19 protein-coding genes and 1 other annotated feature are annotated in these 25,558 nt (G+C 57.5%); of the genes, 3 read left to right on the top strand and 16 right to left on the bottom strand.

Going from position 1 to position 25,558, the window contains the following annotated elements:
• Positions 1 to 445 precede the first annotated feature (445 nt).
• Both ACZOF8_RS09705 and trpS read right to left on the bottom strand, forming a co-directional pair.
• Entirely contained in the window at positions 446 to 1,039 is a 594-nt protein-coding gene (locus ACZOF8_RS09705; RefSeq protein ID WP_487426857.1) for a DUF2271 domain-containing protein, read from the bottom strand.
• Positions 1,040 to 1,399: 360 nt separating this feature from the next.
• Positions 1,400 to 2,461 carry a tryptophan--tRNA ligase gene (gene trpS / locus ACZOF8_RS09700; protein WP_288311403.1) on the bottom strand — a complete coding sequence of 354 codons (1,062 nt, stop codon included), beginning with the start codon at positions 2,459 to 2,461 and terminating at the stop codon, positions 1,400 to 1,402.
• Between the two features lie 201 nt (positions 2,462 to 2,662).
• Here trpS and sstT point away from each other — a divergent pair, with 201 nt between their 5' ends.
• Positions 2,663 to 3,925 carry a serine/threonine transporter SstT gene (sstT, locus tag ACZOF8_RS09695; RefSeq protein WP_487426855.1) on the top strand — a complete coding sequence of 421 codons (1,263 nt, stop codon included), beginning with the start codon at positions 2,663 to 2,665 and terminating at the stop codon, positions 3,923 to 3,925.
• Between the two features lie 36 nt (positions 3,926 to 3,961).
• Here the strand turns inward: sstT and ACZOF8_RS09690 are convergent, their stop codons facing one another.
• The 11 genes from ACZOF8_RS09690 to purE form a co-directional block, all read right to left on the bottom strand.
• On the bottom strand, positions 3,962 to 4,972 hold the full coding sequence (locus tag ACZOF8_RS09690; RefSeq protein WP_022487765.1) for a bile acid:sodium symporter family protein: 1,011 nt from the start codon (positions 4,970 to 4,972) through the stop codon (positions 3,962 to 3,964).
• A gap of 47 nt (positions 4,973 to 5,019) precedes the next feature.
• Positions 5,020 to 5,263, bottom strand: a binding site (T-box leader).
• 111 nt (positions 5,264 to 5,374) lie between these two features.
• Positions 5,375 to 6,769, bottom strand: a complete 1,395-nt coding sequence (gene mgtE / locus ACZOF8_RS09685) for a magnesium transporter (RefSeq protein WP_487426853.1) — start codon at positions 6,767 to 6,769, stop codon at positions 5,375 to 5,377.
• Between the two features lie 90 nt (positions 6,770 to 6,859).
• On the bottom strand, positions 6,860 to 7,192 hold the full coding sequence (locus ACZOF8_RS09680; protein ID WP_022487767.1) for a hypothetical protein: 333 nt from the start codon (positions 7,190 to 7,192) through the stop codon (positions 6,860 to 6,862).
• A gap of 36 nt (positions 7,193 to 7,228) precedes the next feature.
• On the bottom strand, positions 7,229 to 8,458 hold the full coding sequence (locus ACZOF8_RS09675; RefSeq protein WP_154487242.1) for a class I SAM-dependent rRNA methyltransferase: 1,230 nt from the start codon (positions 8,456 to 8,458) through the stop codon (positions 7,229 to 7,231).
• Between the two features lie 441 nt (positions 8,459 to 8,899).
• A complete protein-coding gene (locus tag ACZOF8_RS09670) occupies positions 8,900 to 10,411 on the bottom strand; it encodes an IMP dehydrogenase (protein WP_487426852.1) in 1,512 nt (503 codons plus the stop codon).
• A 148-nt stretch (positions 10,412 to 10,559) separates the two neighbouring features.
• The gene (purD, locus tag ACZOF8_RS09665; protein ID WP_022486991.1) at positions 10,560 to 11,843 is read right to left on the bottom strand and encodes a phosphoribosylamine--glycine ligase; all 1,284 of its coding nucleotides are present in this window, start codon (positions 11,841 to 11,843) and stop codon (positions 10,560 to 10,562) included.
• Between the two features lie 13 nt (positions 11,844 to 11,856).
• Entirely contained in the window at positions 11,857 to 12,456 is a 600-nt protein-coding gene (locus ACZOF8_RS09660; RefSeq protein WP_441369188.1) for an IMP cyclohydrolase, read from the bottom strand.
• A gap of 15 nt (positions 12,457 to 12,471) precedes the next feature.
• Positions 12,472 to 13,083 (bottom strand): phosphoribosylglycinamide formyltransferase, encoded by a 612-nt coding sequence (purN, locus tag ACZOF8_RS09655; RefSeq protein WP_022486989.1) that lies wholly within the window; start codon positions 13,081 to 13,083, stop codon positions 12,472 to 12,474.
• Complete coding sequence (gene purM, locus ACZOF8_RS09650; protein WP_022486988.1) at positions 13,076 to 14,131, bottom strand: phosphoribosylformylglycinamidine cyclo-ligase; 1,056 nt, start codon at positions 14,129 to 14,131, stop codon at positions 13,076 to 13,078. Before purM ends, purN begins: the two co-directional genes overlap by 8 nt.
• A 12-nt stretch (positions 14,132 to 14,143) precedes the next feature.
• A complete protein-coding gene (purF, locus tag ACZOF8_RS09645) occupies positions 14,144 to 15,586 on the bottom strand; it encodes an amidophosphoribosyltransferase (protein WP_022486987.1) in 1,443 nt (480 codons plus the stop codon).
• A gap of 16 nt (positions 15,587 to 15,602) precedes the next feature.
• Positions 15,603 to 16,106 (bottom strand): 5-(carboxyamino)imidazole ribonucleotide mutase, encoded by a 504-nt coding sequence (purE, locus tag ACZOF8_RS09640; protein WP_022486986.1) that lies wholly within the window; start codon positions 16,104 to 16,106, stop codon positions 15,603 to 15,605.
• A gap of 446 nt (positions 16,107 to 16,552) precedes the next feature.
• On the opposite strand from purE, the gene ACZOF8_RS09635 reads away from it, so the two are divergent.
• Complete coding sequence (locus ACZOF8_RS09635) at positions 16,553 to 17,026, top strand: hypothetical protein (protein ID WP_487426850.1); 474 nt, start codon at positions 16,553 to 16,555, stop codon at positions 17,024 to 17,026.
• A gap of 470 nt (positions 17,027 to 17,496) precedes the next feature.
• Here the strand turns inward: ACZOF8_RS09635 and ACZOF8_RS09630 are convergent, their stop codons facing one another.
• Complete coding sequence (locus tag ACZOF8_RS09630; RefSeq protein WP_487426848.1) at positions 17,497 to 19,869, bottom strand: endonuclease MutS2; 2,373 nt, start codon at positions 19,867 to 19,869, stop codon at positions 17,497 to 17,499.
• 2 nt (positions 19,870 to 19,871) lie between these two features.
• Positions 19,872 to 22,337: a U32 family peptidase gene (locus ACZOF8_RS09625; protein ID WP_487426847.1), complete on the bottom strand. Its 2,466-nt coding sequence runs from the start codon at positions 22,335 to 22,337 to the stop codon at positions 19,872 to 19,874.
• Positions 22,338 to 22,626: 289 nt separating this feature from the next.
• Here ACZOF8_RS09625 and ACZOF8_RS09620 point away from each other — a divergent pair, with 289 nt between their 5' ends.
• Positions 22,627 to 24,291, top strand: coding sequence for an EAL domain-containing protein (locus ACZOF8_RS09620; RefSeq protein ID WP_487426846.1), 1,665 nt, complete (start codon positions 22,627 to 22,629; stop codon positions 24,289 to 24,291).
• Positions 24,292 to 24,337: 46 nt separating this feature from the next.
• Here ACZOF8_RS09620 and ACZOF8_RS09615 read toward each other — a convergent pair whose 3' ends face one another.
• Positions 24,338 to 25,198, bottom strand: coding sequence for a protease inhibitor I42 family protein (locus ACZOF8_RS09615; protein WP_302158042.1), 861 nt, complete (start codon positions 25,196 to 25,198; stop codon positions 24,338 to 24,340).
• Positions 25,199 to 25,558: the final 360 nt, after the last annotated feature.

The following is a 25,558-nucleotide window of genomic DNA, read 5'->3' as shown; positions in this document are numbered from 1 at the left end:
CTTCTACATCCATCATACCAGAATGGGTGGGTAAAATATGGGACTGAATCGTTTATCGTTCATCGTTTTGGATGGCAAATGCCGGGCATTTGCCGTTGAACGTAAAAACCGGCGGCCGGGATGGGCTCCCCTGTGGGGAGCCCCTACCACGTTGGGATCAGAGAGACACAAAAAATCCCAGAAACGAAATTGTCGAAGATTCCGTTTCTGGGACCGTTGTATCCAACCTCCGACCCCAAGGTTGTAGGGGCGAGCCGAAGGCCCGCCCTTCCCGGCCGCCGGTTTTTATACGTTCCCAGGAACCCGCCCGAGCGGGTTCCTTCCATCGGCGTGAGACGGAAAAGGGGGTGTGAAAAAATTCACACTCCCGGTCACTGGTCTCTTGACACTGGATCCCCGCCGTCCAAGGCTCTTCACTCTGCACTCTTCCCTCTGCACTGAATCCCTACGGCCTGTACACCGCCTTCACCCCGGTAATCAGGTCTTTGTTCTCTTTCTTTTCCGGTTCTTTGGTGAGACTTTCTTTCATGTCCAGGGTCTGTTCTTTGCCGCCTTTCTGGAAAGTGCCGGTCCACAGGGCATCGCTGTCCTGGTACAGGGTGGCTTCCACCACCAGTTTGTAGGTGCCGTCAGGGACGGATTTGCCGTTGTCATCTTTTCCGTCCCAACCGGCGGTGACCTGACCGGCTGCGGGGGTGGCTTTGGTCAAGGCATCCACTTTGGCCTTGTCCAACTGGGCCAGGCCGGATTTCTTCACCCACTGGGGCAGGGCCTGCTTCTTGTACCCTTTTTGGGTGGTATACCGGGTGGCGAACAGAGTCCGGACCAGTTTTCCATCCTTGTCTTCGATCCAGGCAGCCATCTGGCTGGTGCCCTTGCCTTCTTTTTTATTGAAGGTATATTCCAATGTCAGAGGCCCTTTGGCTTCGGTCTGGGCCGGGGCTGCCGGGGCAGCGGGCTTTTTCTCATTACCGCAGCCGGTCACAAGGCCCACAGCCACAAGGCCGGACAAAAACAATCCCATCAGGTTACGTTTCATGGTGTTTTCCCTCCTTTTGAAGAAAGCCGCCGGTCTTCCGGAAGCCTTGGTTCACTCCTACGGATATTTACCAATCGGACGGCAAGTCCGGGTACCCTCCAGGCGGCCGGGAAGGGCTCCCCTGCGGGCAGCCCCTACGCCGTTGGTATCAGAGTTCCTCACAAAATCAAAGATACGAAAATGCCGAAAATCCCGTTTTCCCAACCCCTGCATCCACCATCTGACAGCAACGGTGTAGGGGCGTGCCGCAGGCCCGCCCTTCCCGGCCTCCGGTTTTCGTATATTCCCAGGAACCCGCCCGAGCGGGTTCCTTCCATCAGCCAGTGACCAGAGCCTGTAAACTGGCTCGAAGGGCACTGCTTACTTCAGCAGATTGTCATCCTCGAAGTAGTTGATTTTCATGGCGGCGCGGACTTCGGACAGGGTCTGGGCGGCTTTGGCCTCGGCCCGGGCGGTGCCTGCCTTCAGGATGTCCACCACTTCCGGCTTCCGGGCTTCCCAGTATTCCCGGCGTTCCCGGATGGGCTTCAGTACGGACTGGAGCACTTCGTTCAGGAACCGTTTGATCTTCATGTCTCCCAGGCCGCCCCGCTGGTAATGGGCTTTCAGCTCATCCAGGTTGGCATAATCGGGCAGGAAGGCGGCAAAATGTTCCGGTTTGCTGAAGGCGTCCAGATAGGTGAACACCGGGTTCCCTTCCACATGGCCGGGATCGCTGACCTGGATGTGGGTGGGGTCGGTGTACATGCTCATGACCTTCTTCTTGATGGTGTCCGCATCGTCGGACAGGTAGATGCAGTTCCCCAGGGATTTGGACATCTTGGCCTTCCCGTCCAGCCCGGGCAGCCGCAGGCAGGCCTTGTTGGAGGGCAGCACAATATCCGGTTCCGTCAGGGTTTCCCCGTAGACGCTGTTGAACTTGTGGACGATTTCCCGGCACTGTTCCAGCATGGGTTTCTGGTCTTCCCCAACGGGCACGTGAGTGGCATGGAAGGCAGTGATGTCCGCCGCCTGGCTTACCGGGTAGCAGAAAAAGCCCAGAGGCACGCTGGCTTCAAAGTTCTTCTGCTGGATTTCCGCCTTCACAGTCGGGTTCCGCTGTACCCGGGCCACGGTCACCAGGTCCATATAATAAGTAGTCAGTTCAAACAGTTCCGGGATCATGCTCTGGATGAAGATGGTGGCCTTCTCCGGATCGATGCCCACTCCCAGGTAGTCCAGAGCCACCTGGAGCACGTTCTGCCGGACTTTTTCCGGGTTTTCCGCATTGTCGGTCAGGGCCTGGGCATCGGCGATCATAAAGTAGATTTCGTCGAATTTGCCGCTGTTCTGGAGCAGCACCCGTTCCTGAAGAGAGCCTACAAAATGGCCCACATGGAGATGACCGGTGGGACGGTCCCCGGTCAGGATGATTTTCGTCATAATGATTCCTCGCCTTCTGCTGTGATCAAAAGCTGCGCTTTTTTTTGAATACTATGTATAACTATACTATGAATGGCGCTTTTCTTCAAGGCCCCGGCTTCAGTCCACCCCGAAAAAACACTTGTGTTTTGATTGTGAATTCATTATACTTATGTACGGTGATTTGTCATTATTTTCTAAAACCTAGAAAGGAAGTCAACTATGAACTCTACAATCCGTAAACTTCGTAAAATCCCATTGATCAACCAGATTGCCGTAGGCCTTGTGATCGGCATCCTGATTGCTGTGTTCCTCCCTGGCGCCGTGCCGGTGGTGGGCATCTTCGGCGACCTGTTCGTCCGTGCCCTGAAAGGGGTGGCTCCCCTGCTGGTCTTCATCCTGGTGATGAACGCCATGGTCCAGCGGAAAGAAGGGGGCGAAACCCAGATGAAACCCATCATCACCCTGTATGTGATCGGCACTTTCGCCGCTTCCATCGTCGGGGTGACCCTGTCCTTCCTATTCCCCCAGACCCTGATGCTCCAGCTGGGGAATTCCAAGGTGAATCCCCCCAGCGGCATTGCGGAAGTGGTCCACAACCTGGTGCTGAACATCGTGGACAATCCTCTGAACGCCATCCTGAGCGCCAACTACATCGGCATCCTGGCCTGGGCAGTGATCATCGGCCTGGCCCTCCACAAGGCTGCCAGCCCGGAAACCAAGCATGTGCTGGAAGACCTGTCCGCCGGCATCACCAAAGTGGTCACCTGGGTGATCCATTTCGCTCCGTTGGGGATCATGGGCCTGGTGACCCAGTCCATCAGCGCCAGCGGCCTGTCCGCTCTGATTTCCTACTTCAGCCTGCTGGGGGTGCTGCTGGGGTCCTATTTCCTGGTGGCCCTGGTGATGAACCCCATCATCGTGTACCTGAACGTCCGCAAGAACCCCTACCCCCTGGTCTGGGCCACCCTGAAGGAAAGCGGCATCTACGCCTTCTTCACCCGTTCTTCCGCCGCCAACATCCCGGTGAACCTGACCCTGTGCAAACGGCTGGGGCTGAACCCGGATACCTACACCATTTCCATTCCCCTGGGAGCCACCATCAACATGGCCGGGGCTTCCATCACCATTTCCGTGCTGAGCCTGGCAGCCGCCCATACCCTGGGAGTGGCCGTGGATCTGCCCACCGCCCTGCTCCTGTGCATCGTGTCCACCGTGGGGGCCTGCGGAGCATCCGGTGTGGCCGGTGGTTCCCTGCTGCTGATCCCCGTGGCCTGTGCCTCCTTTGGGATCAGCAATGACATCGCCATGCAGGTGGTGGGGGTTGGCTTCATCATCAGCATCATCGAAGACGCCTGCGAAACCGCTCTCAACAGCAGCAGCGACGTACTGTTCACCGCCACCGCCGAATACGCCAGAAGGGCCCGGATGGGGACTCTCAAGGCGGAGGATATGGTGCCGAAAGAGATTGAAGAGGAAGAATAAAAAATTGGGGTGTGAAAGAATTCACACCCCAATTTTTTATTTTGCTCTCACCATGGCCGGCTTCAATTCCCCTTCCTCTTCGTACTGGGAATCGAACCGTTCATTCAGGTAATTGGTGTACAGATAAGCCAGGACAGCACCGGAGATGTTGTGCCAGGCGCTGAAGATGGCTCCCGGTACCCCGGCCATGGGCATGGAGGCGAAATGGGCCTTGGCCAGGCCGGTGGCCAGACCGGAATTCTGCATCCCCACTTCGATGGACAGAGCCACCATCTGTTTCCAGCTCATGCCGGTAAGTTTCCCAATGGCAAAGCCCAGCAGGTACCCCAGCACATTGTGGAGCATCACCACCAGCAGGATCAGTCCGGCACTGCTTAAGATGGCGTTCCGGCTGGCCCCGATGATCCCGGCGATCAGGAAGCTGATCACCATGCTGGAAACGGCGGGCAGGTAATCCACTGCTTCTTTGGCGAACTTGGGGAAGAAGTTCTTCACAGCCAGGCCCACCCCGATGGGTACGAACACGATCTGAAGGATGGAAACGAACATGCCCACCGGATCAAAGGAGATCTGCTTGCCCACCAGAAGCCAGGTGAGCAGCGGAGTCATAAGAGGGCTGAGCACCGTGGAGCAGCTGGTCATGGTCACAGAGAAAGGCACATCCCCATGGCTCATGAAGGTGATCACGTTGGAGGAAGTGCCTCCCGGGCAGGTGCCCACCAGCACCACCCCAACGGTCAGAGCCGGATCCAGATGGAAGGCTTTGGACAGCAGGAACGCCAGGAAGGGCATAACGAAATACTGGGCGCAGACCCCGAAGAAAATGTTCTTGGGCTGTTTCAGCACCAGGGCAAAATCATGAAGGCTGGTGGTCATCCCCATGCCGAACATAATGATTCCCAGCATTACACTGAGAATGGACACCCCGTAGGCCTTCCCCAACACCCAGGCAAAAGCGTGGGGGGCAAAGATCCCGATGCCCAGGAACACCACGGCGATAACGCCGAAATACTTGCCGATCAATCCGCATACTTTCTTCAAATCCATTTTCCTCATCCTTTCTGTTTCCGGAAACAAAAAAGCTCCGTCCCTGTAAAAGGGACGGAGCATGCTCCGCGATACCACCCATATTCCCCCGGGCCTTCCGGCCTGGGAGCACTCTGCAACGTACCAACATACGCGTTTCCACTAACGGGGATCAGCCGTCCGGACTTAATTTTGCTTCAGTCCGTCTCTTCCGGGAGGATTTTCCTTTCGGCCAGGCCGCCGGTTCACACCATCCACCGGCTCTCTGGAGGCACGCATCCAGAAAGTACTCTTTCCCATCATCAGATTTATTTATGAAGTTGTTTTGCTCTTCCTTGAAAAGCATGCCCTTATCTTACGAGGATAAGGGCATTTTGTCAAGAAAATATCCACGATATAAGAAAAACTTTTTAAGAGCAGGGATTATTGTAACAAATATGGCAAAAACAGTTTGGCCAGGCCCAGGAAAATGAAGAACCCGCACACATCGGTAAAGGTGGTGATGAAGATACTGGAGGCCACGGCCGGGTCGTAGTTCAGGGCCTTCAAAACCACCGGCACCAGGAAACCCACCAGGGCCGCGATCATCAGGTTGCAGATCATGGCCACCAGGATAATGAGCCCCAGGGCCAGGTTGTGGTTCATCCACACGATCACCGCTCCGGCGATCACCCCGTTTACCAGGCCGTTGATGAAGCCCACGGCAATCCCCCGGAGGATCCGGAGCCCGTTGCCGTGGAGCTTGATGTCCCCCAGAGCGAGGCCCCGGACCACCACAGCCAAAGTCTGGTTCCCGGCATTGCCCCCCATGCCGGCTACAATGGGCATGGCGGCAGCCAGAGCCACCACCTGGCTGATGGTGTCTTCGAACAGAGAAACCACCGAGGATGCCAAAAACGCCGTCACCAGGTTGATCAAGAGCCAGGGAAGCCGGAGCTTCACGCTTTCCAGCACCGTGCTGTCCACGTCTTCTTCCTTGCTGACACCGCCCATTTTCAGCATATCTTCGGTGTTTTCTTCTTCGATGACATCGATGATATCGTCAACGGTGATGATCCCCAGCATCCCTTTCCGTTTGTTCACTACCGGGATGGCATGGAGGTCGTATTTGGATACCAGACGGGCCACGTCTTCCTGGTCCGCTTCCGGCTCCACGGAAATCACATTGTCCTCCATGATGTCGTTTAAGGTGTCATAGTTCTTGGCCACCAGCAGTTCCCGGAGGGACACGGTACCCACCAGCTGTTTTTTCTCATTGAGCACATAGAGGATGTTGAGTTCTTCCGTCTTGGGGGCGATTTCCTTGACCTTTTCCAGGGCCTGGCTCACCGTAAGAGAATTGCGCATGGAAATGTATTCGGTGGTCATGATCCCGCCTGCGGTGCTTTCCCCATAGCCCAACAGGTTTCGGATCACTTCCTGGTCGCTGGATTTCATCAGCTTGACCAGTTCCTTCCGCCGGTTGGCGGGCATGTCTCCCAGGATATCCACGATATCGTCCTTGGACATGTGCTGGAAGATCCGGATGATCTTGTTCAGATCGAACAGTTTCATGATCCGGACCTGGAGTTCATCATCGGCCTGTTCGATGATTTCAGCCATCTGCTGGTCCGGCAGGATGGTGGCCAGGAACACGATATCGCTGTCGCTGGCTTCTTCCAGGGCATAGGCCAGGTCGATGGGGTGGGAATCTTCCACCAGCTTCAGGACCGCGTCCTTGTCTTTCCGGTTCAGGGCGGAAATCAGTTCATTTTCTACCCGTTCTTCCAGTTCTTCCTGTTTTTCTTCTACAGAATGGTTTTCTTTCTGTTCATCCATGCTGCACACTCTCCCCTCATGAGTCCCCGTCCTCCCCGGGGCCTTTATGGTGGGAAAGGCTGACCTTCCCCGGTCAGCGTTCCCCCGCTTTTACTTCCGCGTCAATGCCACGTCGTCCGACGAAAGCCATCCCACGGCGCCGTCAAAGCGGATGCATAGATTGTAGACTTTGTTTTCCACCGCGTTCCGGGTCTGGTTGATGGGTACAAAAATGGTCCCTTTGGGATAGAACCCCAGGGTCAGGCTGTCCTTGCCCGGCTCTGCGTAAAAGGGGACCCCGTTGCGGGTGGTCATCATGATGATTTTAGACTGCTGGAACCGTTCTTCCGTGGTGGAAGCATGGGCGGTGCCGGACAGTACCGGCAGGGCACCCACACTGACCAGGGAACAGAAGGCCAGAGCCAGGGTGATTTTCTTGAACATGGGACACCTCATTTCTCAGGAGGATGCCGCAAGGGCTTACACCACCTGGAAGATATAGAATTTCAGATAATCGGTTTCCGGCACATTGTACAGGATCGGGTGATCCGGAGCCTGCTGCCGGGCTTCCACCTGGCGCAGGGAAACCGCTGCATCCCGGGCCGCTTCGTGGAGCATTTCCACAAACAGCTCGCTTTTCATGAAATGGCTGCAGCTGCAGGTGGCCAGATAGCCTCCCCGGGGCAGCAGCTTCATGGCCTTCAGGTTGATTTCCTTGTATCCCCGGAAGGCGCTTTTCACTGTGTGGCTGCTTTTGGTGAAGGCCGGGGGATCCAGGATGATGAAGTCGAAGGGATGCTGCTTCTTTTCCTCCAGCTCCGTGAGATAGTCGAACACATTGGCTTCCACAGTCTGGATTTTGTCTTCCAGGCCGTTGAGGGCAAAGTTTTCCCGGGCCCGTTTCAGGGCTTCTCCGGAAATATCCACCGCCGTAACGCTGGCTGCTCCCCCTTTGGCTGCATTGAGGGCAAAGGGACCGGTGTGGGTGAAGCAGTCCAGTACATGTTTGCCGGCACAGATCCGGGATACCGCCAGCCGGTTGTATTTCTGGTCCAGGAAGTAGCCGGTTTTCTGGCCGTTCACCACGTCCACCCGGTACCTGAGTCCGTTTTCCGTGATGATGGGCATCAGGTCCTTTTCCGTCAGGGTGCTGCCAGGAATATCCGCAATGCCCTGGCCTTCCGTCAGGCCTTCCAGTTCCCGGATTTTCACATCGTTCCGTTCGTAGATGCCCTTTACCTCTTCTCCCATGGCCCGGAGCAGCTTCAACAGCAGGGTGAAGATCATGGTTTTCCGCTGTTCCATGCCAAGGGAAAGCACCTGGGCCACCAGCACGTCATTGAACCGGTCCACGGTGAGCCCAGGGAATCCATCCGCTTCTCCGAAGATCAGCCGGCAGTCTTTGAAATCTTCCCCGGGCATGACGGTTTTCCGGTAATCCAGGGCGTACTGGATCCGCCGTTCGAAAAAAGCTTCGTCGAACCGGTCATTGGCGTTCCGGGAAAGGAGCCGGACCCGGATCTTGGAATGGTCGTTGTAGAAGCCGGTGCCGATGTATTTGCCCTTCTTCTCGCTGACCACGTCCACCAGGTCCCCGTTTTCCACAGGGCCGGCAATATCCAGCACTTCGTCTCCGAACACCCAGGGATGCCCGCCCCGGGCCATTTTTTCCCCTTTGCGGGTAATGGTCACTTTCGTATAGTCACGCATGCGCTTCTCCGTCCTCCCGGTAAATGTCGTATAGTTTATTGTACCATATGTAACGGGTGATGGGAACGGGTTTTGGTATGCAAAAAAGGTGCTGTTGCAGGAGCAACAGCACCTTAGTCAGCGGTCCACGGTCAGCTGTCAGCGGCCAAAGGAAGGCAAACCCATCCGCATTTGCCTTTGAACACAGCCCTCCGGGCGGCCGGGAAGGGCTCGCCTGCGGCAAGCCCCTACACCGTTGGAGTCAGGGGATTTTCTTCGGTCCGCAGGACCCGTTGTTCTCCCACACTCCGACTCTGACGGCGTAGGGGCGCGCCGAAGGCACGCCCTTCCCGGCCGCCGGTTTTCTCCATTCAACAAAAATTTGCCTGCAAATTTTTTCATCCGGCTGTTGACCGTTGACAAAAAAGGGCTGTTGCTCACGCAACAGCCCTTTCACCCGCATCATTTCGGATAATTGGAAGAAGAATTCTCTTTCAGCAGCACATCGTGTGCCCCGCCTTCCACCAGGCTGGTGGCGGATACCAGGGTCAGTTTGGCCTTTTTCTGCAGTTCGGGGATGGTGAGAGCCCCGCAGTTGCACATGGTGGACCGCATCTTGGAGATGGTCAGGTTCACGTTGTCTTTCAGGCCGCCGGCGTAAGGAACGTAGGAATCCACCCCTTCTTCGAAGGACAGCTTCTTGTCCCCGCCCAGGTCATACCGCTGCCAGTTCCGGGCACGGGCGGAACCTTCGCCCCAGTATTCCTTCATGTAGGTGCCGTTGATGTTCACCTTGTTGGTGGGGGATTCGTCGAACCGGGCGAAATACCGGCCCAGCATCAGGAAGTCGGCGCCCATGGCCAGAGCCAGGGTCATGTGGTAGTCGTACACGATACCGCCGTCGGAGCAGATGGGCACATAGATGCCGGTTTCCTTGTAGTATTCGTCCCGGGCCTTGGCCACTTCGATAACGGCAGTAGCCTGGCCCCGGCCGATCCCCTTCTGTTCCCGGGTGATGCAGATGGAGCCGCCGCCGATACCGATCTTCACAAAGTCAGCACCGCATTCTGCCAGGAACCGGAAGCCTTCCGCGTCAACCACGTTGCCGGCCCCTACCTTGACGGAATCACCGTATTTGTCCCGGATCCATTTCAGGGTCCGTTTCTGCCATTCGCTGTAGCCTTCGGAAGAGTCGATGCACAGTACATCTGCACCGGCATCCACCAGGGCCGGTACCCGCTGTTCGTAGTCACGGGTGTTGATGCCGGCGCCTACCACGTGGCGTTTCTGGCTATCCAGCAGTTCCAGGGGATACTGTTTGTGGGTGGAATAGTCTTTCCGGAACACCATGTACATCAGGTTGCCCTCTTTGTCGATAATGGGCAGGGTGTTCAGTTTGTGTTCCCAGATAATATCGTTGGCCTGTTTCAGGGTGATGTCGCTGCTGCCGACCACCATGTCAGCCACCGGAGTCATGAAGTTCTTGACCTGATCTTCCATGTTCATCCGGCTGATCCGGTAGTCACGGCTGGTAACGATCCCTTCCAGATGGCCGTTCTTGCTGCCGTCGCTGGTAACAGCCATGGTGCTGTGACCGGTTTTTTCCTTCAGAGCCAGTACATCGGCCAGGGTGCTGTCCGGACGCAGGTTGGAATCGCTGACCACGAACCCGGCCTTGAAGCTCTTGACCCGGGCCACCATGGCGGCTTCGCTTTCGATGGTCTGAGACCCGTAGATAAAGGAGATGCCCCCTTCCCGGGACAGGGCGATGGCCATGTTGTCGTCGGAAACGGACTGCATGATAGCGGAAACCAGGGGAATATTCAGGGTCAGAGCCGGTTCTTCACCCTTTTTAAATTTCACCAGCGGAGTCTTCAGACTCACATTTGCCGGAATGCATTCGCTGGAAGAATATCCAGGAACTAAAAGATACTCGCTGAAAGTATGGGCAGGTTCATCATAGATAAAAGCCATTGTATATCCCCCTTTGAAATATTTTTCTCATTTTAGCACCAGTCTGTCACAAATGCAACAGGTTTTTCTGGTCTTTTCCTTCAGAAGTCTATCTGTTACGGAAACAGACCGCAGGGGCTGGAATACTTCTGCGGTCTGTAACATCATCTTATTTCGTCTTCAGCCGGCGGAGGGCTCTCCAGGCAATGTCCTGGCGGAAATGGGCCCCGTCGAAGTGGATCTTGTCCACCGCGTCATAGGCTTTCTGCTGGGCGGCAGGGATGCTGTCAGCCACAGCAGTGACTCCCAGCACACGGCCTCCGTTGGTGAGGATCTTCCCGTCCTCTTCCCGGGTGCCGGCGTGGAACACCACCACGTCTTCCATGGCTCCTGCAGCCTTCAGGCCGGTAATGGGCAGACCCTTTTTGTAGGATCCGGGATAGCCGCCGCTGGCCATGACCACGCACACGGCGGACTTGTCGCTCCATTCCACCATTTCAGGCTTCAGGGTGCCTTTGGCGCAAGCCACCATGATCTCTGCCAGGTCGCTTTTCAGCAGGGGCAGCACCACCTGGGTTTCCGGATCCCCGAACCGGGCGTTGAATTCCACCACCTTCACGCTGTCCCCTTTAATCATGAGACCGGCGTACAGGCAGCCGGAATAAGGCCGTCCTTCCTTGGCCAGGGCGTCCACAATGGGCCGCAGCACTTCCTTCACGGTCTTTTCCTTCAGGGCGTCGGTCATTACCGGTGCCGGGCAGTAAGCCCCCATGCCCCCGGTGTTGGGCCCCTGGTCTCCGTCGTTCACCCGTTTATGGTCCTGGGCAGCCAGCATGGGCACAATAGTCTTCCCGTCGGTGAAGGCCAGGAGGGAGGCTTCCTCCCCTTCCATGAACTCTTCGATGACCACCCGGTTGCCGGCGCTGCCGAACTTGTGGGCACCCATCATTTCATCCAGGGCATCCAGGGCTTCGTCCTTGGTCATGGCCACCACGACCCCTTTGCCGGCAGCCAGGCCGTCTGCCTTGATCACAATGGGGGCGCCTTTTTCTTCCACAAAGGCTCTGGCATCTGCCAGGTTGTCGCATACTTTAAAGAAGGCGGTGGGCACTCCGTACTTCTCCATCAGTTCCTTGGAGAAGATCTTGGAGCCTTCGATTTCCGCCGCTTTGGCACTGGGCCCGAAAATGGTCAGACCCCGGGCGTTGAACACATCCACGATGCCGGCCACCAGAGGAGCTTCCGGCCCCACCACCGTCAGATCGATGGCGTGCTTTTCCGCCCAGTCCGCCAAACCGTTCAGATCCGTAATGTCCAGGTTCACACATTCCGCCAGGTCCTTCATGCCCGGATTCCCGGGGGCTGCGTAGAGTTTCGTCACCTTTTTGCTTTGGGCCAGCTTCCAGACCAGGGTATGTTCCCGGCCGCCGCCGCCAATTACCAGTACCTGCATGCTAAGGCCTCCCTTATTTTTCGCTGTCCAGCTGCTTCTTCAGATAGGCTGCAATGGCCGTATCGTATTCCGCCGTATGGGCAAAGGCTTCCTGGGCCAGCATTTTCCGGGTGTGGAGATCGATGTCCCCTTTTTCCTTCAGCAGGTGGATCAGGTCTTCATACCGGTCCGGATTGGTGATGATCACCACATCGTGGAAGTTCTTGGCAGAAGCCCGGACCATGGCCGGACCGCCGATGTCGATGTTTTCGATGGCTTCGGCTTCGGTTACATCCGGCTTGGCAATGGTCTGCTGGAAGGGATACAGGTTCACCACCACCAGGTCAATGGGCTGGATCCCGTTCTTCTTCATGTCTTCCATATGTTTGGGATTGCTGCGCACAGCCAGGATGCCCCCATGGATCTTGGGATTCAGGGTCTTTACCCGGCCGTCCATCATTTCCGGGGTCCCGGTTACGTCGCTTACGTAGGTCACCGGCACGCCAGCTTCCTTCAGCACCTTCATGGTGCCGCCGGTGGAGATGATTTCCACCCCATTGTTGTTCAGGAAATAGCCCAGCTTCACAATGCCGGTCTTGTCAGAAACGCTCAGTAATGCTCTGCGAATTTTCAGCATGGATTCTTCTCCTTATTTACGGATTTTCACTTTCCGGCCGTTTACGGTCAGCCGGTCTTCCGCCCACAGCTTCACCACTTCCGGCAGGATGGTATGTTCCTGGACCAGGATCCGGGCGGCCAGGGTGTCATGGGTATCTTCGTCCAGCACAGGTACGGCGGCCTGCATGATGATGGGGCCGGTATCCATCCCTGCATCCACAAAGTGGACGGTGCAGCCGGCGATCTTCACCCCGTAGTTCAGGGCCTGTCCCTGGGCATCCAGTCCCGTAAAGGACGGCAGCAGGGCCGGATGGATGTTGATGATCTTGTGGTACCAGGAATTCACGAAATCCCCGCTGAGGATCCGCATGAATCCGGCCAGCACCACCAGTTCCACCCCTGCTTCCCGGAGTGTCTTGTCAATGGCGGCTTCGAAGGAAGCCTTGTCCACAAAATCCTGACGGGCAATGGCGCAGTGAGGGATCCCCATCTTTTCCGCCCGCTGGAGGGCATAGGCTTCCGGACTGTCGCTGATCACCACGGCGATTTCGATGGGCAGGTTTTCTTTTTTGATTTTGTCGGCCACGGCCTGGAAATTGCTTCCCCGGCCGCTGACCAGTACCCCGATTTTCCGTTTAGTCACCGAAAACCCCGCCTTTCATCACGGTCTTTTTGGTGCCGGGCACCACATGGCCCAGTTCGTAGAAGGTTTCCCCGTTTTCTTTCAGATGAGCCCGGACGGCGTCGGCTTCGGAAGGATCCACCACCAGCACCATGCCAACCCCCATGTTGAAGGTCCGGTACATTTCCTTCACCGGAACATTGCCCCATTCCTGGAGCTTTTTGAACACAGCGGGCACTTCCCAGGCGTCTGCATGGACTTCCGCGTCACAGTTTTCCGGCAGGATCCGGGGAATGTTGTCATAGAAGCCGCCCCCGGTGATGTGGACCATACCGTGGAGATCGAATTTTTTGATCATGGGCAGGATGGTCCGGGGATACAGCCGGGTGGGAGTCAGCAGTTCCTCACCCAGGGTTTTGCCGAATTCCGGAATGTAGGTGTCCACCGTGAAGCCCTGAGCTTCGAAGCAGATTTTCCGTACCAGGGAGAACCCGTTGGAATGGACCCCGGTGGAAGGCAGACCCAGGAGGACGTCCCCGGCCTTCACCTTGTCCCCGGTGATCATCTTGCTCCGTTCCACCACGCCTACGCTGAAGCCGGCGATGTCGTATTCGTCCTTGGCATAGAACCCGGCCATTTCAGCGGTTTCCCCGCCGATCAGGGCACAGCCGCTTTCCTTGCAGGCATTGGCCACCCCTTTGACGATGTCGGCGATTTTCTGGGATTCCACCTTGGCGGTGGCGATGTAATCCAGGAAGAACAGAGGTTCCGCCCCCTGGACCAGGATATCATTGACGCACATGGCCACGGCGTCCTGGCCGATGGTGTCGTGACGGTCCATCATAAAGGCGATCTTCAGCTTGGTGCCCACACCGTCGGTACCGGAAACCAGCACCGGATCCTGGTATTTGTTCCCCAGGGCAAACAGGCCCCCGAAGCCCCCCAGGTCCCCGATGACTTCCGGACGGTAGGTGGCCCGGACGCTGTCCTTCATCAGTTCCACGGCTTTGTTGCCGGCGTCGATATCCACCCCTGCATCTGCGTATGTAATGACCTTTTTCTCGCTCACGCTGTTTCCTCCTTAGCAACCCAGTTCAAACTGTAATTTGGATCCTTTTTTCATTTCTTTATCTGCTCCATCCGGATAATGGGAATTGAAGCAGGCATAGCACATATCATCGGGTTTCAGCACGGACAGGCTGGCCCGGAGTCCTTCCATGGTAATGTAATGGAGGCTGTCCGCCTTGATGTACTGGCGGATCTCTTCTTCCGTCTTGCTGGCGGCGATCAGTTCTTTCCGTTCGGAAGTGTCGATGCCGTAGAAGCAGGAATCCATTACAGGGGGCGAACTGATGCACACGTGCACCGCCGTGGCTCCCGCATCCCGGAGCAGCTGGACGATCTTGCCGCTGGTGGTGCCCCGGACGATGGAGTCATCCACCATCACCACGGATTTCCCTTCCACCAGGCTCCGGTTGGCGTTCAGTTTCAGCCGCACCGCATTGAGGCGCTGTTTCTGGGTGGGCTGGATGAAGGTCCGGCCGATGTATTTGTTCTTGGTGAGCCCTTCCACAAAGGGGATCCCGGCTTCCAGGCCGTAGCCGATGGCTGCAGGGGTGCCGGAATCGGGCACGGAAATCACCACATCCGCCTTGATCCCCCTGGTTTCCCGGGCCAGGATCCGTCCCATGTTCAGACGGGCCTGGTATACGCTTTCCCCGTCGATGATGCTGTCGGGACGGGCGAAATACACGTATTCGAAAATACAGTGGGCACAGTGGGCCGGTTTGTGGGTGCTGTACATGATGCTTTTGGGTTCTGTTTCCTCGTTGTCGATGACGATCATTTCCCCGGGCTTCACGTCCCGCACATAGTGGGCCCCCACCAGATCCAGAGCGCAGGTTTCACTGGCCACCACCCAGCCGTGGTCCAGCCGGCCCAGGCACAGAGGCCGGAAGCCGTAGGGATCCCGGAAGGCGATCAGCTGGTCATCGTTCATGATGAGGATGGCAAAGGCACCCCGGATGGTGTCAGCCGCTTCCGCCACCCGTTCCGGCAGGGTCTTTTTCCGGCTCCGGGCGATCAGGCTCAGCACCACTTCGCTGTCGATGGTGGTCTGGAACACCACCCCGTCGTTGGCCAGTTCCTTCCGGAGCTGGGCGGCGTTGGTCAGGTTGCCGTTGTGGCTGAGGGCCAGGTTGCCCCCGTCATAGAACACCTTCAGCGGCTGCACATTGTAGGGCATGCTGGCCCCGGTGGTGGAATACCGTACATGGCCGGCGGCAATGCAGCCGTCCAGGCCCTTCAGGCCGTCCTTGAACACATCGTTCACCAGTCCCATGCCCTTTTTGATGTGCATGTGCCGGCCGTCGGTGACAGCGATGCCGGCGCTTTCCTGGCCTCTGTGCTGGAGAGCGAACAGCCCCCAGTAGGTATTCAGTGCCACGTCGTCTTTCTTGGAATAGATGCCGAAGACCCCGCATTCTTCATGGAGCTTGTCTTCCGCAAAAAACTTGTCCCCCATAGTTCCTCCCGTTTCCTTATGCTTTGGCAGCGGCGGCTCTGGCAGCAGCCAGTTTTTCCCCTTTGGCTTTCACTTCTTCCTTCATCTTGGCCCGGGCTTCCGCCAGTTTGGTCACCAGTTCCGGATACTTCACCGCCAGGATCTCCACGGCGAAGATGGCGGCATTCTTAGCCCCGTTGATGGCCATGGTGGCCACGGGAATGCCGGAAGGCATCTGCACGAAGCTCAGGAGAGAATCCATCCCGTTGAGAGGGGTGGCGTTGATGGGAATCCCGATCACCGGCACCGTGGTGAAGGCGGCGATGAATCCGCCCAGATGGGCCGCTGCACCGGCGGCGGCAATGATGACTTCCACACCCCGGTCACGGGCGCCGGCGGCGAATTCCTGTACCAATTCCGGAGTCCGGTGGGCGCTGGCCACCACTACTTCCACCTCTACCCCGAATTCCTTCAGAGTTTTTTCCGCAGGTTCCAGCACCGGCCAGTCCGAATTGCTTCCCATGATAATTGCTGCTTTCATTCGTGAGCACCTCCAATAAAAAAGGCCCTTGATACCGCCCGCACAGCCAGTGTTCAAGTTTCTCAGAGCCAAACCACCACAATAATTTATACTCCTATTCTATCAACGGACCGGGGCTCTGTCAATGTTTTATCGAACTTTTATAACATAAGTTACACTATCGTTCGAAATGTGGAGACAGCCAGGAGGTTAAGTGGTTAGGTGGAGACTCTGCTCCAACCCGTAGGGGCGGCAGGCCCGGCCGCCCGCAAGTGGTCAGGTGGTTAAGTGGCCAGGTGGGCGGCAGGATGGGAGACTCTGCCCAACCGTAGGGGCGGCAGGCCCGGCCGCCCGCAAAATGAGCCGCCAGCCACCGGATGAGCGGGCAGCCTGCCCAGGACCGCCGTACCCCCTTTTGTGCATCAGCCCCTCCAATATGCTATAATAGGACCAAAGAGGTGATTCCCATGAAACAATCCATTTGGAAACGGTTTTTCCTGACCATCCTTACGGCCTTTTCCGTCTGCGGTTCGGCGCTGGCGGCCGGGGCCATTCCGGTGCCCAAACCCGGGCGGATCGGCTCTCCTGTGCCCCGGCCCACGGTGCCGGTGGGCGGCTTCCAGAATCACAGCCCCATTCCCACTCCCGTTTACACTCCTGTAACCCCCTCCCGTCCCATCCAGGTCCAGAAGATCCCCCTCCGGCCCATTGTCCAGCCCATGACCGGGTCCCTGGCTCCCACCGGGGAACAGCTGGGGGTGTTCAAACCCAACCTGACCCTGTTTTCCTGGGCTTCTCCCCGGGATATCGGAACCCCCTTCGGCCGGACCTTCCTGAACAATCCCAATGATTCTCTGGCCTGGTGGAAGCCTGCCAGCGCCATCACCCAGGGAGACATCTTCCAGAGCCGTCTGGCAAAGATGGTGGAAGAGGTGAAGTAAAAAAAATCCTGCTGCAGCCTGCAGCAGGATTTTTTTGTCAGCGGTCAATGGTCACTGGACGAAGGAGAGCATCTGCCAAAGGCAGATGCTCCTGAAGGGAAACGCAGCCCTGAGGACTGCTAACCCACCACCATTGCGCAAGCGCAACGGTCCCCCGCCCTTGCAAAGGGCGGATAAAAAATATACGGGCTGACGCCCTTGCGCTGAAAAAGCAACAGGCGCCGGCCCGAGGGTATATCCCCTCTACCAAAGCCGGATAACAAGACATCGATTTGTTGTGCTTGCACTGAAAAAACAACAGGCGCCGGCCCGAGGGTATATCCGCCCTTTGCAAGGGCGGGGGACCAGCCGACAGGCTGGTGGTGGGTTAGCAGCCAAAGGCTGCGTTTCCCTTCAAAGAAACCCGCCAGCGGCGGGTTTCCTCCTCCGGCCGCCGACCGTTGACAGCGCGGCGCCCAGGCACCGCGCTTTTATTTCACCCACACAATGGTGGCCCCGAATCCCCCTTCATTCAGGGGGGCCATTTCGGTTTTCAGCACATTGGGATGCTGGTCCAGGTATTCCAGGAGGCCTTTCCGCAGCATGCCGGTGCCTTTCCCGTGGACCAGACGGAACCGGTCCATCCCGGCCAGCAGGGCATCGTCAATGGCCTTGTCCACATAGGGGATGGCTTCATCCACGGTCTTGCCCCGCACATCGATCTGCACCGTGGCGTCCTGGGCCTTCTTCACAAACAGGTTGTGGCCCTGGCTGGTGCTCTTCTTCAGGGTCCGGTGGGTGCTCCGGGGCTGGCTGGGCGCTTCCTTCAGCAGCAGGCAGTCCTTCAGCTTCAGATTCATCTTCATGATCCCGATCCGCACGGTGACTTCCTTGCCGTTCAGGGCCACAATGGTGCCGCTCTGGCCGATCTTCTTCACATACACCTTCTTGCCCACCGCCGCATTGCCGCTGGTGAGCCCCTGACCTTCCGGCATGGGCTTCCCGTCAATGGAGAAGTTCTTGTTCAGCACCTTCCGGGACAGTTCCGCCAGCTGTTCCACCTTCCGGCTTTCCACCATGTCCTGGTTGGCCCGCAGTTCCTTCAAAATGGAAGTGGATTCCCGCCGGGCGTTCCGGTACAGTTCGTCCGCCTGTTCCCGGGCCTTCCGTAAAATGGCGTTCCGGCTCTTTTCCAGGTCCTGCTTCTGACGGGTCAGTTCGTTCTTCAGGTATTCCGCTTCCCGCTGGAGGGAGGCGATTTCGTCCTTCCGGCTTTCATATTCCCGGCGCTCCCCTTCCAGGTTCTGGAGCACCCGTTCCATATTGCTGTGGCCTTCTCCGATGAAGGTCTTGGCTTCGTCCAGGATCTCCTGGGGCAGCCCCAGCCGTTTGCTGATGTAGAAGGCGTTGGAACTGCCGGGCACACCCATGAGCAGCTTGTAGGTGGGCCGGAGGGTTTCCGGATCGAATTCCACACTGGCGTTTTCCATACCCTCATGCTCATAGGCAAAGGTCTTCAGTTCGCTGTAGTGGGTGGTCATGATGGTAAGCACCTTTTTGTTGTACAGGTACTCGATCATGGCCATGGCCAGGGCCGCCCCTTCGGTGGGATCGGTCCCTACGCACACTTCGTCCACCAGCACCAGGTCCCCTTCCCGGACTTCATCCAAAATGGAGATCATGTTCTTCATATGGCCGGAGAAGGTGGACAGGCTCTGTTCAATGCTCTGTTCATCCCCGATATCCGCATAGACCCCGCCGAACACCGGCAGGATGGCTTCTTTGGCCGGGACGAACATCCCTGCCTGGGCCATGAGGGCGAACACCCCCACGGTCTTTAAGGCCACGGTTTTCCCGCCGGTATTAGGGCCGGTGATCAGCAGGGTGGTGAAATCGTCCCCCAGGTTGATGTCCAGAGGCACCACCTTTTCCTGGTCCAGGAGAGGATGGCGTCCCTGGGTAATCCGCAGCCGCTGCTGGAGGATCATCATGGGCCGGCAGCAGTGGAGCTTCTGGGCCAGGGCGGCCTTGGCACCGATGAGATCCACCTGGGCCGCCACTTCCAGGGAGCTGAGGATGTTTTCCGCCTCGCTGCCCACATGGCCGGTGAGAGTCCGGAGGATCCGTTCCACTTCTGCCTGTTCCTCCAGCCGGTATTTCTTGATGTCGTTGTTCAGGTTCACCACTGCCATAGGTTCCACGAACAAGGTGGCCCCGCTGGCGCTCTGGTCATGGACCACCCCGGGAAAGTTCAGCCGGTATTCCTGTTTGATGGGGATTACGTACCGGTCTTCCCGCATGGTCACCAGGGCATCCTGGAAGTATTTCTGGTTGTTGGGATCGTGGAGGATATTGGTGAGTTTGTCCTTCACCCGGTTCTTGGCCGCCAGGATCCCGGTGCGCAGGCCCTGGAGCTTTACGGAAGCGTTATCCTTGATGTTCCCCTTTTCATCCAGGGCGCTGGACAGCTGCTTGCTCAGCCGGGTGAAATCCCCCAGCTGGGGACCATAATCCCGGAGGGCCGGAGCGTTTTCCGTGTCTTCCAGCAGGAACTGCTTCAGATGCCGGAGCCCGTCGATGGTGTCTCCGATGGCCTTGAAGTCTTCCGGCTCCAGGATGCTCCCTACCCGGGTCCGTTTCACCAGGGGACTGATATCCGTCATGCCCCCCAGGGGCAGCCGTTTCCCTTCGTCCAGCAGCTGGACGGCTTCGGCAGTTTCCTCCTGGGCCAGTTTCACCTGTTCGAACCGGCTGGAGCTCACCAGGTCCAGGGCCAGTTTCCGGCCCAGAGAAGTCCCTGCCTGGTCCGCCAGGAGAGCCTTCACTTTATCGAATTCCAATGTATTGACAGCAAATTTCCCCATGCTTACAAAACTCCTCTGAAATAATGTCCCCGGGTGGTGTGGGGCCGGTTCTCTTCCACTTTGGTGTCCCCGTCCAGCACGCCCCGGTACAGGGCGGTCAGTTCACCCAGCTCTTCGGCGGTATAGCCCCGGCCATCAATCCGCAGCCGGGCGATCCCGGCCTTTTCCATATCCGGCACATTGGCCAGCATGGACAAGGGATGGCCGTTGAGCACGTGCATCCGGCCGAACTGGTCCTGCTTCAGAGGGAACTTTTCCTTCTTCCGGTCTTCCAGGAATCCCTGCTCTTTGCAGTGGAAGCTGCAGGATCCTTTGTGCAGGTTCCCCAGGAAGCTCCCTTCCACACAGTATTCGCTGACCATCATTTCCAGGGCCCCTTCCGCCAGACACTCAATGGGGAGCGGGCTCTTCTTCACCAGGGCCCCCACCTGCTGGAGGGTCAGTTCCGGAGACAGGGTTACCCCGGCAAAGCCCTGTTCCTGCCAGAACAGGATGCTCTGGCTGTTGTAGGCGTTCATGTCATAATCCAGCCACAGAGGCAGCCCCAGCTCCTGGGCCATTTCCACCAGCCCGTTGTTGGCGATCAGGAACCCGTCGGGCTGGAGAGCCGCCCACTGGGCCAGGGCGTTCCGGAAGTACTTCAGCTGGCCTTCGCTGACGATCCGGCTGGTGGCCGCCATCCACTGTTTCCCCCGGGCCCGGGTCCAGCCTCTGATGGTGCTGTAATCTTCCAGGGTAAGGAGAGGCAGGGTGTAGCTGTCCCCTCCCACCAGCAGCACATCGGCTCCGGCTTCCAGGGCCACTTTGGCCTTTTCCAGGGTGTCCACCTGGACGCTGAGCTGGCTGTGTTTCCGGGTGCCGTGGTTTTCCCGCTGCCGGAGCACTTCCCTGTGCCACACAGCCTTTTTCCGGGGAGGCAGGAAGGCGTCCAGCCGCTTCTGGGTCAGTTCTTCCACGGCTGCCCGGCGGGCTTCGTTGATTTCGCTCATGGGCACCATGACCCCTTCATCCAGGCGGCAGACCAGTTCTCCCAGGGAGAATTCCGTGGTCCCCAGCCGGTCCAGCTGCTTTTTCACCGCAGCTTCATCCAGGGCATGTTTCCGGGCTTTTTCCACAATGAACCCGGTTTTTGCAGAGCCGGTATTCCCTTCTTCGTCGGTCACTTTCACTTCCATGGGCTGGCCCAGGCGAGCGGTGACTTCTGCATACAGAGGGATCCGTTTCTTGTGGTCTTCTCCAAAATACTGGGCGGCATACTGCATCAGTTCATTGTCATAGGTCCGGAACACCCGGTCGTTGAGCCGGATTCCCCGGGGTACGGGAATGGTGACGCTGCTGCCTGCCCGGGCCACCGGCACCTCTTTCCCGTTTACGGTCATATGTTCCACGGAGGTGCCCACCCGGCCCCCTACGCTGACCCAGAATTCCAGTCCGTCTCCCAGGTGCAGGTCCCGGTCCAGCTTCAGGATGCCGGCGGTATGATCCTTGGCAAGGCTCTGGACCCGGCCCAGGAGCACTCCCCGGTTGTTGGGCCGCCGGTCGCTCATCATGGTCCGTCCAGGCCGGTTCACCATATAGGCAGTGGTGAAATCCCGGTTGAAGATCTGTTCGATGTTATCCCGGTCTTCCTGGGGCACTTCATAATGGCCGGCCAGGTAGCTGTCAATGGCCCGGCGGTAAATGTCCGTCACCACCGCCACATATTCCGGCCGCTTCATCCGGCCTTCGATCTTGAAAGAATGGATCCCCGTTTCGATCAGCTGGGGCAGCACATCCAGGGTGTTCAGGTCTTTGGGGGACAGCAGGTAATGGCCGGCATCCACCTTGGCCAGCAGGTCCTTCCCGTCCTTGTTCACCAAAGTGTAGGGCAGCCGGCAGGGCTGGGCACACCGGCCCCGGTTGCCGCTGCGGCCTCCGATCATACTGCTCATGAGGCACTGGCCGCTGTAGCACACGCACAGGGCTCCGTGCATGAATCCTTCAATCTTGCCCGGGGTGATATTACAGATGGTCTTCAGATCCTTCAGGGAGGTTTCCCGGGCCATCACCGCCTGTTCCATACCATTGTGGTATGTAAACAGAGCCCCGGCGGAATTGGTCACCGTCATCTGGGTACTGGCGTGAAGGGGCAGTTCCGGCGCCACCTGCCGGGCCACCCGGATCACCCCCAGGTCCTGGACGATGATCCCGTCCACCCCGATATTGCTCAAAAAGCACAGGTATTCCCCCAGATCAGGCATTTCCCCGTCATCCACCAGGGTGTTCACCGTTACATAGATCTTTACCCGGTGGAGATGGGCGAACCGGATGGCCCGGGTCATTTCCTCCGGTCCGAAGTTTTCCGCATAGGCCCGGGCGCCAAAATGGCTGCCCCCCAGGTACACCGCGTCGGCACCGGCAAACACAGCCGCTTCCAAAGCTTCCCAGGTGCCTGCCGGGGACAGCAGTTCGATATCTTTTCTTTCCATTAGAGACTCCTTTATGATCCAGCAGGGATGATCCCTGAATACGTACAATCCATGACTTTTTATTTTATCATATTCCTCCGGAGATGGCCAGAAGGAGGAGGCTCCCGGTTCCCTCATGAACAATTAAAAAAAACTCTGTGAAAAGTGCAGAAATCTGTTGTATTTTTTTACAGTCCGTATATACTTATAACAGTGTTTTGCGCGCAGGGACAGGATTCTTCCGGATTGCTCCGTTAGCGGGGAGCCTGGACGGTCCTGTCCGGTGAGAAAATAAGAAAAGAGGTGCCTCATGGCTCCAGATACCCGTGCTTCCCAATTCCATACCCCGGACCGGACCGCTCTCCAGGAGTACGTCTGCGCCCATTTGGATGAAGCCATTGCCAAAGGCTGGATCCGACTGTATTTCCAGCCCATTGTTCGGAGCCTGTCCTATACCCTCTGCGGTTTCGAAGCCCTGGCCCGTTGGCAGGACCCGGTCCACGGGCTGATTTCCCCGGGCATCTTCATCCCTGCCCTGGAAAAATCCGGCACCATCCAGAAGCTGGACCTGTGCATGGTGGACCAGATCTGCGCCCATTACCATCCCCGGGCTGATGAAGGCATGGCCATGGTGCCGGTTTCCTTCAACCTGTCCCGGCTGGACTTTTTTGCCTGCAATTTATTTGAAGAGATCAACGGCCGGGTGGACCGGGCCGGCATCCCTCACAGCCAGCTGGCTCTGGAAATCACCGAAAGCGTCTTTGTCCAGGACATGAGCTCCATTGCCCCGGTGCTGGACCAGTTCCGGTCCGCCGGTTACGAGATCTGGATGGACGACTTTGGCAGCGGCTTTTCTTCTTTGAACGTACTGAAAGACTATGGTTTCGACACCATCAAGCTGGACATGGCCTTTCTGGACAGTTTCACTGACCGGGCCCGGACCGTGGTGAAAAATGTGGTCCGGATGGCCAAAGAGCTGGACATCTTTACCCTGGCGGAAGGAGTAGAGACCCCTGACCATGCGGAATTCCTCCGTTCCATCGGCTGCGACCGGCTCCAGGGATTCCTGTTCAGCCGTCCCCTGGAAGTGGTGGATTCCCGCTGGGTGGCAGAAAAAGTGGGGCTGTTCCACGAAACAGACGCCATGCGCCGGTATTTCGATGAGGCAGACCGGGTGAATCTGATCACCGACAGTCCCCTGGCCCTGGTGGAATTTAAAAAAGATCAGGCTGACAGCCACCAGTTCCAATTCTTCTTTTCCAACAGCGCCTATCAGAAGGTGACCCGGTCCATGGGCTTCCCCAATCCGGAAGCCGTGGCTGCAGACATGAGCCGGCCGGACAGCTTTTTGTGGAAGACCCTGGCCCCCTGCATCCAACAGGTAGCGGAACCGGGCCAGAAAGGGTCCGTCACCTTCCAGAGTCAGAGACAGTTCTTCTGGCTCCAGATACACCTGATTGCCCAGGCCAATGACTATTACCTGTACAAATGCCGGCTCCAGAACATCACTACCACCATGGACCGGCTCCAGGCAAACAAACTCCAGGGACTCCAGGACCGGGTCTATGAACTGTACAACACAGTGACCCTGCTGGATATGGACAAAAAAGAGGCCCGTCCCCTGGCCTTCTGGTACAAAAACTCCCCCTTCCAGCCAGGGAGGACCTTCGACAGCCCCAAAGCCTGGGACTACTACATCAGCAATTTCATCCATCCAGACGACCAGGACCGGTTCCGGGAATTCAGCAACGTGAACACCCTGGAAAAGCGGTGCGACCCCAAAGATGGAATCCTGGCGGACTACTTCCGGTCCCGGATGCCCAATGGGATCTACCAGTGGAACATGCACGGGATGATCCTGCTGCCGGAAAGATTCGGCCGCAAAGCCCTCCACGTGGCCCGGATCTGCCGCTACGGAGATGCCGCCACCGCCCGCCAGCTGATACGGGTGTATGAGGAGTATTTTGGGAAGTGAAAAAAAAGGGCTGTTGCACGTGAAAAATATGCGTGCAACAGCTTCGTTACCTTACCCTGAACCGAAACACCCGCTCCCTTAAGGGGGCGGTCATTTTTTTTGCGTAGACCGCTTTGATCTGGTAGTCACCGGGCTGGCTGAAACCGGCGAACAGGATGGTCACCCCGGGAGAGCCTGCCTGGCCGGTGGGATTCAGCAGGGGCAGGGTAAAGGAATGGCCCAGGTTTACAAACCCTGGCTGGGCGCTCTGGTCCACCATCACCCACTGGTTGCCGCTGGTGGGGTTGGCATCCATGTACAGGGCCACCAGTTCACCGGGCTTCAGGTCCAGAGTCATGTCTTCCCCATTGCTGTCCAGTTTGTAGCTGGTAAGCAGCCGGGCCCCTTCCGCCACGTTGATGGCCTTCAGCAGTTTCGTATAAGGGATGGTGGTGTCCAAGGGCCCTTCCGGCTGGGAAGCCACCCGGATCCCCTCTTCGGCGAACACGTAATTTTTCCCCTGGATATACTGGGCATATTCCGTGGAATTGGTATACAGAAGGTCCTGGTCTTCCAGGACCTTCCCCCCGGTTACGTCCAGGTTCATGCCGGCATACACCGTCCGGTCCCCTTCCGCCTTCAGGATGATGCTGAACAGGGTGGGCCGGTTCATGGTCACTTCATAAGAAAGCACCGCCTTGCCCCCGGCTTCTTTCCCCAGGGCATTGGCCTTTTCCTTGATCAGGTGGTTCAGGTTGGCCTGGAGATTGGCCTCCTTCAGCCCGTCCACAAAGGGCACCTGGCCTGCCGCCTTCCCGTCCGAATAATCCTGCCGGAGCAGAGTGGTATGGCCAAAAGCAAAAGCGGACAGAGGCAGAGCCAGAGAAAGCCCCAGAGCCAGCGCCGCCGCAGATTTTTTCAGATGCATGGATATTCCTCCTTCGTATCACTTCCCTTCTATTCTACACGATAAAAGAAGGAAGAAACATGAAATTTGTGAAAAAAGGGGGCTATGTATCTGTCAACAAATCCTCAGCGAAGCCTTCATCGCCGTATAGTTGTTCAGAAATGGGGTCAAAAATTTTTTATCGCTGCTTTGAGGTCGACGACGCAGGGGGTTCGCCGCAGGCAAACCCGTCCCGGCCTCCCAGAGGGCAAAAACTTCTATACCCATACACCCGCGAGGACTCTCCGCCGGGAGGGCAGACCCGTTCGTCCCTGGCGGGAGGCTCACAGCCTATCGCCTTGCCCTGACGGTCAAAGGCAGCGGCTACGGACCAGGAAGCCG

Source organism: Acidaminococcus sp., from assembly GCF_057597765.1.
This window is presented reverse-complemented; position numbering and strand designations above follow the sequence as displayed.

Bases quoted from the DNA above. Each gene is read 5' to 3' on its own strand.
- ACZOF8_RS09705 (WP_487426857.1), bottom strand. From the start codon at position 1,039: ATGAAACGTAACCTGATGGGATTGTTTTTGTCCGGCCTTGTGGCTGTG.
- trpS (WP_288311403.1), bottom strand. From the start codon at position 2,461: ATGACGAAAATCATCCTGACCGGGGACCGTCCCACCGGTCATCTCCAT.
- sstT (WP_487426855.1), top strand. From the start codon at position 2,663: ATGAACTCTACAATCCGTAAACTTCGTAAAATCCCATTGATCAACCAG.
- ACZOF8_RS09690 (WP_022487765.1), bottom strand. From the start codon at position 4,972: ATGGATTTGAAGAAAGTATGCGGATTGATCGGCAAGTATTTCGGCGTT.
- mgtE (WP_487426853.1), bottom strand. From the start codon at position 6,769: ATGGATGAACAGAAAGAAAACCATTCTGTAGAAGAAAAACAGGAAGAA.
- ACZOF8_RS09680 (WP_022487767.1), bottom strand. From the start codon at position 7,192: ATGTTCAAGAAAATCACCCTGGCTCTGGCCTTCTGTTCCCTGGTCAGT.
- ACZOF8_RS09675 (WP_154487242.1), bottom strand. From the start codon at position 8,458: ATGCGTGACTATACGAAAGTGACCATTACCCGCAAAGGGGAAAAAATG.
- ACZOF8_RS09670 (WP_487426852.1), bottom strand. From the start codon at position 10,411: ATGGCTTTTATCTATGATGAACCTGCCCATACTTTCAGCGAGTATCTT.
- purD (WP_022486991.1), bottom strand. From the start codon at position 11,843: ATGCAGGTACTGGTAATTGGCGGCGGCGGCCGGGAACATACCCTGGTC.
- purF (WP_022486987.1), bottom strand. From the start codon at position 15,586: ATGGGGGACAAGTTTTTTGCGGAAGACAAGCTCCATGAAGAATGCGGG.
- purE (WP_022486986.1), bottom strand. From the start codon at position 16,106: ATGAAAGCAGCAATTATCATGGGAAGCAATTCGGACTGGCCGGTGCTG.
- ACZOF8_RS09635 (WP_487426850.1), top strand. From the start codon at position 16,553: ATGAAACAATCCATTTGGAAACGGTTTTTCCTGACCATCCTTACGGCC.
- ACZOF8_RS09630 (WP_487426848.1), bottom strand. From the start codon at position 19,869: ATGGGGAAATTTGCTGTCAATACATTGGAATTCGATAAAGTGAAGGCT.
- ACZOF8_RS09625 (WP_487426847.1), bottom strand. From the start codon at position 22,337: ATGGAAAGAAAAGATATCGAACTGCTGTCCCCGGCAGGCACCTGGGAA.
- ACZOF8_RS09620 (WP_487426846.1), top strand. From the start codon at position 22,627: ATGGCTCCAGATACCCGTGCTTCCCAATTCCATACCCCGGACCGGACC.
- ACZOF8_RS09615 (WP_302158042.1), bottom strand. From the start codon at position 25,198: ATGCATCTGAAAAAATCTGCGGCGGCGCTGGCTCTGGGGCTTTCTCTG.